Raw genomic sequence first — 12,036 nt, 5'->3', positions numbered from 1 at the left:
TTGTCGTGAAGCGGTTCGTGGTACCGCCGGACTGGCCGATCCCGCCGCGGTGCAACTGGATCCCGCCGAAGACCTGGCGTCCGGACCCGTCCTGGCCGCCGGCTCCGCCGGGCTGGCGGTTCTGGGTCGACGGCAGGGGCAAGCCGGTGCTCGGTCCTGTCGGCCGGTACGGCGGACCGTCGCGGCGCGCCGTGTACGCCGGAGTCGCCGCGCTGCTCGTCTTCGCCGGGGTGAACCTCTGGGCGGTGACCGCGATCGGCCTGTTCGACGGCAAACCGGACGACTCCGCGGCCGTGAAGTTCGCCGAGCGCACGACCCCGCCGCCACCGCGGGTCACGAGTCCCGCCGCGCCGCAGACCACTGTCACCCCGCCGCTGGTGCCGAGCACCATCGTCGTACCGACCGTCAAATCGGTCAAGCCGACCAAGAAGCCGACTGCGAGCAGGACGACCGAGCGGAACAAGCCAACGCCGAGGCCGACAAGGACCACGACGAAACCGCCGACGCCGAAGCCCACCAGGCCGACTGCTCAACCGTCGACATCCGACGAACTCCTGCGCCAGTACTGCATCCAGCACGGCATCGATCCGGCGTGGTGCGATCCGACCGTCTGGCAGCGGCACCCTTGACACTCGGCTGACCGTCCGCACATCCTTAACCACATGGTTCTGAAACCATCTGGTTATGAAGACAACTTGACCGGCGTCTTCGCGGCGCTGGCTGACCCGACCCGACGGGCGATCCTGACCCAGCTCAAGCAGGGCGACGCCACGGTCGCGCAGCTCGCGGCGCCGTTCAGCATGTCCCAGCCGGCCGTGTCCAAGCATCTGAAGGTGCTGGAGCAGGCCGGCCTGATCAGCCGCTCGCAGCGAGCCACCGCGCGGCTCAGTCACCTCGAAGCCGAACCGCTTCGGACGGCGGTCGGCTGGTTGATGGACTACCGCGCCTACTGGGCCGAAAGCTTCGGCCGGCTCGACGACCTTCTCGACGACCTCAAGGAGGAGTCGTGAAGGTCATCGCGGAACCCGGCGAACCGCAGATCGTCATCGTGAAGACGTTCAACGCCTCACGTCAGCTGCTGTTCCGCGCGTACACCGAACCGGACCTGATCAAGCGCTGGCTAGGACCCGCGGACCTGGACCTCGTCGTCAACCAGCTGGATCCACGACACGGCGGTCGTTGGCGCTGGACGCACTACGACAAGGCCGGCAAGGGATACGTGTTCCACGGGCTCTACCACGGCGAGCCGACGCCCGAGCGGATCGTGCAGACGTACGAGTTCGACCAGGCGCCCGGCACCGTCTATCTGAACCTGATCACCTTCGACGAGGCCGACGGGGTCACGACCCTCACCCAGCGAACTCTCTTCTTCGCGACCGAGGATCGCGACCTCTACGTCGCCGGCGGGATGGAACGCGGCATCCGCGCGTCCATGCAGCAGCTCGAGGACCTCGTCACGGAACTGAAGGAAAACCCATGATGCTCAACGGGAAACAAGCAATCGTGTACGGCGCGAGCGGTCCGATCGGCGGCGCCGTCGCCAGACGATTCGCCGCCGAGGGCGCCACCGTCCACCTGGCCGGCCGTACCGCCGAGACCCTCGAATGCCTGGCCGCCGAGCTCCGCGGCGCGGGCGGGAAGGCCGAGGCGGCGGTCGTCGACGCGCTCGACGAACGTTCGGTCGACGAGCACGCCGCGGCGCTCGACCGGATCGACATCTCGTTCAACCTGATCGGCCACCGGCAGTACTTCGGTACGCCGCTGGCCGACATGCCGCTCGCCGACGTCGAGGAACCGGTGCGGAACATGTTCCGTACGTACTACCTGACGTCCCGCGCGGCCGCCCGGCGGATGATCGCGCAAGGGTCCGGCGTGATCCTGACCTTCGGCGGGTACGGCGACCCGGTCGCGAACCTCGGCGCCTTCCAGGCCGGCTTCGGCGCGGTCGAGGCCCTTCGCCGCAGCCTCGCGCGCGAACTCGGACCGTACGGGATCCGGGTGCTGACGCTGCAGACCAACGGCATTCCGGAGTCGAACCCGGACAGCTACCCGGAGGACTTCCGCCGCGAGGTCGCCGAGCACACCGCCGCGCAGACCATGCTCAACCGCGCGGCAACGCTCGCCGACGTCGCCGCGGTCGCGACCTTCGCCGCCTCCGACCAGGCCGCCTCCCTCACCGGCACCGCCCTGAACCTCACCGCGGGCGCCGTCGTCAACTAGCACGAAGCCACCGGGGCGGACGGGTCTGCCTCTGGAGGACCTACTGAGTGGCCCTCCAGAGGCCGTTCGGCTAGCTCAGCGCCATCCGCTCATGGGCCTGGCTCGACGCGCCACGGAGGTTCCAGTTGGCATCCGTGGAGAGACCTAGCGACGAACTGACGCAGGACGCGCCACTCATCCTCCAGATGAAGTTGACGCCAAGGAAATGCCGCCAAACGATGTCCGCCTTGCCATCGCCGGTGAAGTCGGCCGCGCCGACGATCTGGAAGTCGGAACTGGGCGAACCGCCGGCGCACGAGGCCAGTCCTGTAGCGAGCTCGGATCGTCCTTGGAACCAAATGGTCAGCGCGTTGGTGCTTGTGTCGCGCCACAAGGTGTCGTCGCGCCCGTCGCCATCGAAGTCGGCGACCTGCTGGATCTGTCGGCACTGGCATGCGGTGAAGTTGTTGACCGTCCGTGCCTCGCCGAGCACGGTGTTTCCTTGTAGGTACCAGGTGTCCACCTGGCCGTAGCCTGCGCCGTCGTGCACATATCGCCACTGAATATCGGCGTAGCCGTCACCGTTGAAATCGCCGATGGCCTTGACCGTCCAATATGTGCTGACTGGCTCATCGGTCTCGATGTTGCGGTGGAAGTTGATCCGCTCCTTGTCGACCTCCTGCCCGGCCGGCCAGAGCCACAGTTCGCCCGTGGATGCCCGCCAAAGGATGTCGGTTCGGCCGTCACCGGTGAAGTCGCCCAATCCAGCGAAGGTCATCGACGCATCGGGGACGCCTTTGAGCTGCGCGACGCCGGAGACAACCGGAACGCCGCTGTGGATCATCTCACCCGGAACGATCGGAATATCGTTTTGGTCGAGCAGTGTGACGTACACCGAATTGTCGGATGCCGACTGCCAGAGAAGATCTGGTGCGCCGTCGCCGTTGAAGTCGCCCCGGCCGAGCAGCTTGCCGTATTGCTGCAAGTATTGGTGCGTCCCGGCGGAGTAGGTGAGCCACGGGATCGTTCTGTCGGAGGAGATCGCGGTCAGGTCCGGGCGGATCTGCCACAGCCGGGCGATTCCCGGGGTCGTCGGGCCGCTGTAGGGCTTGGTGCCGACGAGGTCGGCGCCTTGGGCCGCCCCGATGAGCCTGACGGCACCCGCAACGGTCCGGTTCATGGAAAGGCCTGAACCGTCGTAGATGTCGCAGCGGCCGTCTCCGTTCGGATCGACTGCCGTCAGGTAGCCCGAACGCGGCGTCGACGAGAGCGGCAGCTTCTGGCGCGATGAGGCGAGATAGAAGTACTGCCCGCTGGCAGCGCTTCGGTACCACCAGCTGACACCGGTCGCGACGAAGTCGTCAGGCCGTGCGTCGCCGTCGAAGTCGCAGACGGACGTACTGACGGAAGGACCGGTCGAGAACTGGTTGTCCCGGCTCCAGAGATTGCTGCCCTCGGTCTGAACGATGGCACCGTCGCCTTCGGCCTTGCTGAAGGCGTTGGCGACGACATCGGCGCCGATTCGAGGCGTGCCACGAACCTTCAGAACATCGCTCGCGGTGTACCAGAGGGCGTTGTGGCGGAAGTCGTAGTACTCGCCGGCTGGTCCGCAGTACGCGTCGTACCCGTCGCACGCGTAGGTCCCGTGGACATCGACAACGTGTGTGTGGTTGACGAGGGAGTTCACGCCGCCGTTCGGGAGAACGAGGTTGTTGTAGAAGCGGTAGCTCGTGCCCTCCTCGGGTGCGGACTCGATGCTGTGCCGGTTGTAGTCGAAGACATTGCGTTCCACCACCGCGTAGACGCCGGCGCCGACACGGACGCCGTAGCCGTCGGTCCGGTAGCGCTGATTGTGGTGAATGTAGTTGTCATGGATCCAGACCGAGTCCCAGTTCGCGGCGGTGAGACGATCGGTGCGGTCGTCGAGCAGCAGGATGCCGTTTCCTGACCAGCCGTAGATCTCGCTGTTGCCGATCTCGAGATTGCGGGTGGCGTCGGCGAGGATGCCGACCGGGTGGACGGGGTCGGAGTCCTGGGTGACACCGTTGCCCGCGATTCCCATGTCGCCGCCGTCGATTCGGACACCGTTGATCCGGACACCGTCGGCGTCCAGATATCTCCCGATCCAGAACATTGCCTCAGGCCCGTCGGACCTGATCGCTGTTGTGTAGAGCCGGGCGCCGGGTTGGGTCGACGAGCGGCCGCCAGTGATATGGACTCCGTGTTCGATCGAGATCGGACTTCGGTACGTCAGGTTGAGGTTGACAGTGGGCGCAAGGTTGACGTCTGCATTCGCCTCTGCAACGGCGCGGACGAAGTCGCTCGTCTGATAATCACGCGTGATGTCGATGCGGCGTCGGCCTTGTGCGTCGAGGCCGGGAAGATTGACCGTGACTTGCCTCGAGGTCGAGAAGAGCGCAGTAGGAACCCCGACTGCTCGCACTTGCAGCGAATAGACGCCGTAGTTTGTGCCGGCGTCGCTGGTCGCGGGTGCGAAAGTTACCGACCCGGAGGTGCCCCCGGCGGCGAGGCCTGGGCCTGAGACGCTCACACTGTAAGAGCACGAAAGGCTAGGGAGCGTGACTCCCCAGGACAGCGTTACCGAGTCCCCCATGGTCACGGCCGGTGCCGAGAAGTTGAGTGCGCCGGTTGGCCGTCCGCAGTCGGGCGTGTCCGCTGCGGCGGTCAGCTCGCCGGCGATCAGGACCGTCGGGATGAGGAATGCTGCCGTCGCCAGCGCGACCATTTGCTGTTTCCGCGTTCGCCAGGACCCCATTGGCGATTCCTTTCTGGATTCTCCTCCGCTTCCGCTCGGACCCCAGCTGGATGCCAGGCATGTCGGGTAGAGCTCACCGCGGGTGACTAGCGTTCAACTACTCTGCGGTGTAAGCTCTCCGTCACAAAGTCGCAGTCAGTGAACGAATCGGCTCTCCCTGGAGACGCCGAAGTGACCCGCAGTTGCGGAAGCGGGTAGAGATATGGGCGATAAACACCCTTATCGTCAACACCTGCCTGAAGTTTCGCTGAAAGTTTTTTCTGCTGCGCGTCAGCGGCACGCCAGTCGCATACCTGCCGCTGTGCTTTCCATTGCGCCACCCTCGGCCTCTAGATCGAAGGTGGCACCTTGTGGTCCGGGTAGAGGTCGGGGATCGGGATCGGCATCCGCCACAGGTGCGAGTCGGGGTGGATCATGCCGTGCCGGATCGCGATGATGCGGAGCAGGCGCAGCGGGCCGGCGATCAGTACGAACGCGAGCGGCAGCTCGACCAGCAGCGCGCTGAGCAGCGCCTGGGTGAGGTCGCCGCCGCGCTGGCTCGTCATCACGTCGACCCAGGCGTCGCAGAGCAGCAGCACCCCGGACGCGAACGCGGTCGGGAACACGAACTGCTTGCGCTTCCAGCCGCCGATCGCGGTCAGCAGCAGCATCGCCAGCAGCAGGATGTCGAACCCGACCCAGGTCGCGACCCAGTTCCGGGCCACGTAGTGGTCGGGCAACGTGATCCCGAGGTACACCGTCCACGGGATCAGGACGGCCACGCAGACCAGGACCAGCACGGTCCGCCACTTGCGGATCCGGTCGATCGTGCGCCGGGACGGCAGTCCGCCCGGTCGTGGTGCGAGCCGCAGGATCAGGTCCCGCCGCTCCTGCGGCGTCATCGCCGCGATCTCCTCGTCGGTCAGCTCCACACCTCCGAGTATGCCTTGTGACTGCATTCACAAGCTAGTACTATGAGTACTACGCGCAACTCCTAGGTGAGGTGCTGACATCATGACCGAGCGCAAACCACCCGGCATGAAGACCCAGGACTGGGTCGAGGCCCAGCTCAAGCGTGCCCAGCAGGCGGGCGAGTTCGACAACCTGGCGCTGGCCGGGAAACCGCTGGAACTGGTCGCCGGGCACGACCCGGACTGGTGGGTGAAGGACTTCATCCGCCGGGAGAACATCGAGACCGACGCGTTGCTGCCGTCGGCGATGCAGCTCCGCAAGGAGAAGCAGCAGGTGCACGAGAAGGTTCGCGGCATGCGCCGCGAGTCCGAGGTGCGCGAGTACCTGGCCGATCTGAACCTGCGGATCCGGGTCGCCATCCGCGACACCACCGGCCCCGTGGTGCCGACCGGCCCGGTGAACGAGGACGCTGTGATCGCCCAGTGGCGGATGGACCGCCCACCGCGCATCGCCAAGCCGGCCGAGCAACCCAAGCCGGCCAAGAAGAAGTCGATTTGGCAGCGGCTCTTCAGCTGAGCATCGCGCGGGCGGCCTCTTCGATGGTTTGTTCGCTGAGGAGTACTTCGTGTGCGGCCGCGCCGAGTGGGACGTACGAGTCGTAGCTCGTCACCCGCGCGAGCCGCCCGGTGAAGCCGTGGTCGATCAGTGTGGCGAGCACACCTTCGGAGACACCGCCGGTGCGTCGGGTCTCGTCGGCGACCAGCACCCGCCCGGTGATGTTTGCCTCGCGCAACAGATCCTCGACCGGCAACGGCGCCAGCCAGCGCAGGTCGAGGACGCGCACCCCGGGCACCCGAGCGGCCACCCGGAGGCTCATCGGTACGCCGTTTCCGAACGTCACGATCGTCAGCCCGGTGCCCTCGCCGTACGTCCGGCCGCGCCCGATCGGCACCGGTTCACCGGGGTACGGAGCCAGCCAGCCCTCGTCGCCGTCGGCGTACAGGTCGCGCCGGTGGTAGAGCGCGATCGGCTCCAGGAACACACTCACCGCCCCGGTCGCCCGGGCCGCGGCCGCGCACGCGTGCAGCATCCCCGCCGCGTCGTCGGGCCGCGAGGGCGATGCGATCACGATGCCGGGGATGTCCCGCAGGACGCCGATCGCGTCGTCGTTGTGGAAGTGGCCACCGAAGCCCTTCTGGTACCCGTACCCGGCGATCCGCAGCAGCATCGGGTTCGCGTACTGCTCCTGCGAGAAGAACTTCAGCGACGCCGCCTCGCCGCGCAACTGGTCCTCGGCGTTGTGCAGGTACGCGAGGTACTGGATCTCCGGGATCGGCAGCAACCCCGAGACGCCCGCGCCGAGCGCGAGCCCGAGGATCGACTGCTCGTCGAGGAGCGTGTCGAAGACGCGGGCCGGCCCGTACGCCTTCTGCAGCCCGCGCGTCACGCCGTACACCCCGCCCTTGCGGCCGACGTCCTCGCCGAAGACCATCGCCTCCGGAAAAGAACCGAGCACATCACTCAAGGCACGGTTGATCGACTGGCTGAGCGTCAACCGCTCGGTGGTCGGAGTCGGCCGGGGCAGGGCTCCGGCGACCGCGTCCGCCGACGGGAAGCGCAGCGGTGCCGCGACGACCTCGGCCGACGTCAATTGCGGGAGGCCCGCGACTTCGGCGGCGATCCGGAGCGCCTCGGCGTGCTTGTCCTCGTACAGTTCGACGATCTCGCCGGCGGTGTAGCCCGACCCGAGCAGATAGCGTGCCGTACCGAGCAGGGGGTCCAGTTCCTCGTCCGCCGCCAGTTCCGCGGGGGAACGGTACGCCGTCTCGACGTCGGAGCCCGCGTGGCCGAGCAGCCGGACCGTGCGCAGTCGCAGGAACGCGGGCCGGCGGTTGCGCCGTACGAAGGTCGCTGCTTCCCGCGCCATCGACAGCGCCGCGTCCAGGTCGGTGCCGTCCGCGTCGAAGTACCGCAGGCCGGGGCGGGAACCGTACGCCTGCCGGATCCAGCCGTCCGGGGTGCGCACGCTGATCCCGATCCCGTTGTCCTCGCAGACGAACAGCAACGGCATCGGCAGCCCCTGGTACGACGCGTGCAGGGCGGCGTTGATCGCACCGGTCGCGGTCGAGTGGTTCGCGGACGCGTCGCCGAAGCTGGTCACCACGATCGCGTCGGCGGGCCACGGCGACGGTACGCCGAGCTTGTGCGACCGGTTCATCGAGAACGCGACACCCATCGCCCGCGGCAGGTGGGACGCGATCGTCGACGTCTGCGGGATCACCGACAGTTCGTGCCGGCCGAAGACCTTGTGCCGGCCGCCCGCGATCGGCTCGGTGGTCGCGGCCGCGACGCCGAGCAGGATGTCCCGCAGCCCTTCCTTCGAGCCGCACTGCGCGGCACGGGTCAGGTAGAACGCGCCGGAGCGGTAGTGCAGCAGCGCCGGGTCGGTCGGCTGCAAGGCAGCGGCGACGGCCGCGTTCCCCTCGTGGCCGGCCGAGCCGATCGTGTAGAAGCCGGTGCCCTGGGACTGCATCCAGCGGGCTGCCAGGTCCGCGTGCCGGCTGCCGAGCTGGGCGTCGTACAGGCCGCGGAGCAGCTCTGCGTCGTGCTCCCACGGGGCCGGGGCGAGGCCGCGGACGCGTTCGGCGAAGGTGCTCATCCCATCCATGATCACCGAAGCGCGGCTCGATGACAGCAGCGACCACGGGTTGAACAGGTCACGCCGGCCGAACGGGGGAACGGTCCCGAGGGGTTGTTCGTTGACCAGGCGAGGGGGACTCTGTGGGGTGTGGTGACGGTGAGTGAGCTGTGGTGAAGCACCTGTCGCGGGTCGCGCGACGGGTCGGCGTCGCGGCCGGCCTCGGGGTCGGGACCGCCGGCGCGCTGTCTGGTGTGCTGCTGCTCGGCCCGTTGGCCGCGTCGATCCTGCTGGTTGTCGTGTTCGTCCTGGTCTGGCCGCTGGCGGCGGTGGTCCGGCACGTGACCGACGACGCGCCGTACGGATCGGCTGCCCTGGTCGCGGCGTCGGCGGCCGGCGCGGTGCTGTCCCTGCCCGGGCTGGTGCGGCTACTCGCGTGGGGAGCCCTGGGCCTGACGGTGGCGCTCATCCTCGCGGTGGTGTTCGTACTGATCGACCTCGTCGTACCGGACCGCGAGCCGCACGTACGCCCTTCGCGTAAGCGCCGGCGGCTGGAGCGGCTGAGCGACGCGCAGCTCGCCGAGGACGAGCGACTGATCGCGTCGCTGCAGTGCCCGCTCACGATCGCCGAGCTCTGTGGGGTGTGGTCGGAGACGGCCACCCAGCTCGCCCACGGTGCCGGTCCGCGCGACCGCCAGGCGGTCGCCGAGGTACGGCGGATCTGCCTCGACGAGTTCGAACGCCGCAACCCCGACGGCTTCCACCGCTGGCTGGATGCCGGTGCCCCGGCGAACCCCAGTCGGTATCTGCTGCCGGTCCCGGGCGAGTAGCTACAGCCTGTTGTAGTGCTTGCGGGCCTCGCGGCTTTCTTTCTGAGCGTCACGGGCAGCGCGTCTCGCTTCGTCCAGCTCGGCGCCCAGACGATGTACCAGGGACTGAGCCTCGGCGAGCGCCTCGCGGGCCTCGTCCAGCTGGTTGTCCAGGTCCTCGACCTTCGCCTCGGCCTCCTGTGCCGCGGCGACCGCTGCCTCGAACGCCTGCTTGGCCTGGGCCTTCTCGGCGGCTTCCCGCTCCTCGCGTTCGCGCGCCGCGGCCTCCCGTTCCTCTTCGTCGGCCGTCCGTTGCTTGCGAGCCGCCGCGGACTCCTCCGCCTGTTGCGCCTTCCGGCGGTCACGGGCCGCCTGGCGGCGTTCGTCGGTGAGGGGCGTGACGTTCGACGGTTCGCCGTTCTCGTCGACGACCCCGAAGCCGACGTGCCGCAGCGCACTGCTCAGCCTGCCCTCGCGGACGGCGTCGCCGGCGGCCGGATCGATCAGCGCGGCATCGAGCGTCTCGCGCAGCTTGGTCGCGACGTCCGGGCTGAGCTTCTGGCCCTCGTCCCCGGCCAGCTTCGCGGCTTGTTTCGCCAGCTGGTCCAGCACCTGGTGACGCCGCGGCGTCAGCTCGCGGAGCCGGTCGCCGTCCAGGTCCGCTGTCGCTTCGCGGAACTCGTCGCCGAGCGCGAGCAGGTCGTCGAGCTCGTCGGGCAGCTTGCGGGCCAGCAGGTTCGCGACCCAGGCCGCGACCGTCGGCTTGCGCAGTGCCTTCAGCCGGGTCGACCCGAGCGCGTCGCCGCCGGCCTTCAGCTGTTTGGCCAGCTCGTTGCGCGTCGCGATGAAGTCGGCCGCCGGCGCCGCGTACACCGCGTCCGCCGCCTCCTCGAAGTCCACGAAAGCGACGCTACCGTACGGAAGAACGGGTGGTGGTGGGCTTGGACGCTCGGCCCCAGGCGTGGCGCCGGCTGCGGAAGCCGGCCCGGAGGCACCTCTACCCGTGCTTCGGTACAGCGTCGGCCAGGTCGGCGCGCAGGGTTTCGAGGATGGTGCGGAGCAGCCGGGAGACCTGCATCTGGCTGACGCCGAGCTCGTGCCCGATCTCCTCCTGCGTGAAGCCGTTGCAGAACCGGAGCTGCAGGATCCGCTTGTCCCGGTCGCCGAGGTTCGCGACCGCCGGCGTCAGCGTGTGCACGTTCTCAACCAGGTCGTACCCGTCCTCGGCGTCCGCGACGGTCTCCATCAGGCTCGTCCCGCCGTCGGCCGCACCAGGAGCGTCCAGCGACAGCGTGCTGAAGCAGCCGCGGACCGAGCTGGCTTCGGCGATCTCGGACGCGTCGGTGCCGAGTGCCGCCGCGGTCTCCGCGTCGCTCGGCACGTGCCCCAACCGCTGGATCAGCTCGGGTTCGGCGGCGGCGATACTGCCCTGCATCTCCTGGACCCGCCGCGGCGGGCGGATCGTCCACGCGCAGTCGCGGAAGTACCGTTTCAGCTCGCCGCGGATCGTCGGTACGGCGTACGACAGGAACGCCGTCTCCGCCTCGAGCCGGTACCCGTTGGCGGCCTTCACCAGCCCGAGGTACGCGACCTGTTCGAGGTCGTCGGAGTCGACGCCCTTACTGCGGTACCGGGAGGCGATCGACCGCGCCACCGGTGCGTTCAGCAACACCACTTCGTCGAGGCACGCCTGGTGCCGGGGGTCGGGGACGCTGTCCGCCTCGAGCAGCAGCTCGTGGGTGGCGTCGGCGATGGTCTGCTTGTCTTCGGTTGCTGCGATCGTCACGGGAGATACCTCGTCGTGTCGTCGTGCACTTCCCAGTGGCAGGGGGCTCAACCACCTGGCTCCACCAGATCAAACTCCCGCGGCGAGTTCAAGTACTGGGCTGTTACGGGTGTTTCAAACGACTGTCCCCTGACAGTAACTGTCAGGTTTCAGTGGTTGGCTTCTCCCCATGAACGAGTGCTGCGCGGTTGTCGACCTTCGCCAGTACACGCTGCATCCTGGGCAGCGTGACACCCTGATCGAGCTGTTCGACGAACACTTCGTCGAAGGGCAGGAGGCGACCGGGATGCACATCGCCGGTCAGTTCCGGGATCTGGACGACCCGGACCGGTTCGTCTGGATCCGCGGCTTCCGCGACCTGCCGGCCCGCGCGGAGGCGCTGAACTCGTTCTACTACGGCCCGGTCTGGCGGGCGCATGCAGCGGCCGCGAACGCGACGATGATCGATTCGGACAACGCCCTCCTGCTGAAGCCGGTACGACTCGGCCCCGGCTATCCCGCCCTCGACAGTCCGCGCCCCGCCGCCCGTGCCGCCTCGGTGATCGCCGGCGCGGTCTACCACCGCGGTGCGGCCGACGACGGATTCGTCGAGTACTTCGCCGATCACGTCGCTCCGGTACTGACCGCGACCGGGGCCGAGCCGGTCGCGGTGTTCGAGAGTTTGGTTGCCGAGAACAACTTTCCGGGGCTGCCGTTGCGGGCCGAGGTGGTGCTCGCCTGGTTCGCCCGGTTCCCCGGCGTGGCGGCGTACGACGAACACCGCCGGCAGTTGGCGGCGTCCCGGGTCTGGCACGAGCAGGTCCTGCCGGAGCTCGTCTGCCGGTCGGCGAAGGCGATGCAGGAGTTGCGGTTGAGTCCGACCGCGCGATCGCAGTTCCGATAAATACGTTGCGAGGCCCGCGAGCGGCGGGCATCCTGGGTTGGCCGAGCGGCGACG

12 protein-coding genes are annotated in these 12,036 nt (G+C 68.2%); 7 read left to right on the top strand and 5 right to left on the bottom strand.

The window, feature by feature from the left end; translation table 11 throughout:
- The first annotated feature begins 5 nt into the window (after nucleotides 1-5).
- The 4 genes from ACFYRU_RS38950 to ACFYRU_RS38935 are packed head-to-tail and all read left to right on the top strand — an operon-like array spanning nucleotide 6 to nucleotide 2,220.
- Nucleotides 6-629: a hypothetical protein gene (locus ACFYRU_RS38950; RefSeq protein WP_387668834.1), complete on the top strand. Its 624-nt coding sequence runs from the start codon at nucleotides 6-8 to the stop codon at nucleotides 627-629.
- A 33-nt stretch (nucleotides 630-662) separates the two neighbouring features.
- Nucleotides 663-1,010: an ArsR/SmtB family transcription factor gene (locus tag ACFYRU_RS38945; protein ID WP_387668831.1), complete on the top strand. Its 348-nt coding sequence runs from the start codon at nucleotides 663-665 to the stop codon at nucleotides 1,008-1,010.
- Nucleotides 1,007-1,480, top strand: coding sequence for an SRPBCC domain-containing protein (locus ACFYRU_RS38940; RefSeq protein ID WP_387668828.1), 474 nt, complete (start codon nucleotides 1,007-1,009; stop codon nucleotides 1,478-1,480). Before ACFYRU_RS38945 ends, ACFYRU_RS38940 begins: the two co-directional genes overlap by 4 nt.
- Nucleotides 1,477-2,220: an SDR family NAD(P)-dependent oxidoreductase gene (locus tag ACFYRU_RS38935; RefSeq protein ID WP_387668825.1), complete on the top strand. Its 744-nt coding sequence runs from the start codon at nucleotides 1,477-1,479 to the stop codon at nucleotides 2,218-2,220. The genes ACFYRU_RS38940 and ACFYRU_RS38935 overlap by 4 nt, the downstream gene beginning before the upstream one ends.
- A 70-nt stretch (nucleotides 2,221-2,290) precedes the next feature.
- On the opposite strand, the gene ACFYRU_RS38930 is transcribed toward ACFYRU_RS38935, so the two are convergent.
- A complete protein-coding gene (locus tag ACFYRU_RS38930; RefSeq protein WP_387668822.1) occupies nucleotides 2,291-4,945 on the bottom strand; it encodes an FG-GAP-like repeat-containing protein in 2,655 nt (884 codons plus the stop codon).
- A 359-nt stretch (nucleotides 4,946-5,304) separates the two neighbouring features.
- Nucleotides 5,305-5,886 (bottom strand): hypothetical protein, encoded by a 582-nt coding sequence (locus tag ACFYRU_RS38925; protein WP_387668819.1) that lies wholly within the window; start codon nucleotides 5,884-5,886, stop codon nucleotides 5,305-5,307.
- Nucleotides 5,887-5,968: 82 nt separating this feature from the next.
- On the opposite strand from ACFYRU_RS38925, the gene ACFYRU_RS38920 reads away from it, so the two are divergent.
- Nucleotides 5,969-6,442 carry a DUF1992 domain-containing protein gene (locus ACFYRU_RS38920; RefSeq protein ID WP_387668816.1) on the top strand — a complete coding sequence of 158 codons (474 nt, stop codon included), beginning with the start codon at nucleotides 5,969-5,971 and terminating at the stop codon, nucleotides 6,440-6,442.
- On the opposite strand, the gene ACFYRU_RS38915 is transcribed toward ACFYRU_RS38920, so the two are convergent.
- A complete protein-coding gene (locus ACFYRU_RS38915) occupies nucleotides 6,435-8,525 on the bottom strand; it encodes a thiamine pyrophosphate-dependent enzyme (protein ID WP_387668814.1) in 2,091 nt (696 codons plus the stop codon). The genes ACFYRU_RS38920 and ACFYRU_RS38915 overlap by 8 nt on opposite strands.
- A 149-nt stretch (nucleotides 8,526-8,674) precedes the next feature.
- Between ACFYRU_RS38915 and ACFYRU_RS38910 the strand changes: the two genes are divergently transcribed.
- A complete protein-coding gene (locus ACFYRU_RS38910) occupies nucleotides 8,675-9,334 on the top strand; it encodes a hypothetical protein (RefSeq protein WP_387668811.1) in 660 nt (219 codons plus the stop codon).
- Here ACFYRU_RS38910 and ACFYRU_RS38905 read toward each other — a convergent pair whose 3' ends face one another.
- The gene (locus tag ACFYRU_RS38905) at nucleotides 9,335-10,213 is read right to left on the bottom strand and encodes a hypothetical protein (RefSeq protein WP_387668809.1); all 879 of its coding nucleotides are present in this window, start codon (nucleotides 10,211-10,213) and stop codon (nucleotides 9,335-9,337) included.
- Nucleotides 10,214-10,310: 97 nt separating this feature from the next.
- A complete protein-coding gene (locus ACFYRU_RS38900; protein WP_387668807.1) occupies nucleotides 10,311-11,099 on the bottom strand; it encodes a sigma-70 family RNA polymerase sigma factor in 789 nt (262 codons plus the stop codon).
- 169 nt (nucleotides 11,100-11,268) lie between these two features.
- Here ACFYRU_RS38900 and ACFYRU_RS38895 point away from each other — a divergent pair, with 169 nt between their 5' ends.
- Nucleotides 11,269-11,982: an NIPSNAP family protein gene (locus tag ACFYRU_RS38895; protein WP_387668804.1), complete on the top strand. Its 714-nt coding sequence runs from the start codon at nucleotides 11,269-11,271 to the stop codon at nucleotides 11,980-11,982.
- Nucleotides 11,983-12,036 lie beyond the last annotated feature (54 nt).

It is taken from the genome of Kribbella sp. NPDC004536 (genome assembly GCF_042873835.1).
In the GTDB taxonomy this organism is placed as follows: domain Bacteria; phylum Actinomycetota; class Actinomycetes; order Propionibacteriales; family Kribbellaceae; genus Kribbella.
Note: the sequence above shows the minus strand (reverse complement) of the source record. Positions and strands in the feature narration are given on the sequence as shown.

Bases quoted from the DNA above. Each gene is read 5' to 3' on its own strand.
- ACFYRU_RS38895 (WP_387668804.1), top strand. From the start codon at position 11,269: ATGAACGAGTGCTGCGCGGTTGTCGACCTTCGCCAGTACACGCTGCAT.
- ACFYRU_RS38935 (WP_387668825.1), top strand. From the start codon at position 1,477: ATGATGCTCAACGGGAAACAAGCAATCGTGTACGGCGCGAGCGGTCCG.
- ACFYRU_RS38920 (WP_387668816.1), top strand. From the start codon at position 5,969: ATGACCGAGCGCAAACCACCCGGCATGAAGACCCAGGACTGGGTCGAG.
- ACFYRU_RS38915 (WP_387668814.1), bottom strand. From the start codon at position 8,525: ATGAGCACCTTCGCCGAACGCGTCCGCGGCCTCGCCCCGGCCCCGTGG.
- ACFYRU_RS38945 (WP_387668831.1), top strand. From the start codon at position 663: ATGGTTCTGAAACCATCTGGTTATGAAGACAACTTGACCGGCGTCTTC.
- ACFYRU_RS38930 (WP_387668822.1), bottom strand. From the start codon at position 4,945: ATGGTCGCGCTGGCGACGGCAGCATTCCTCATCCCGACGGTCCTGATC.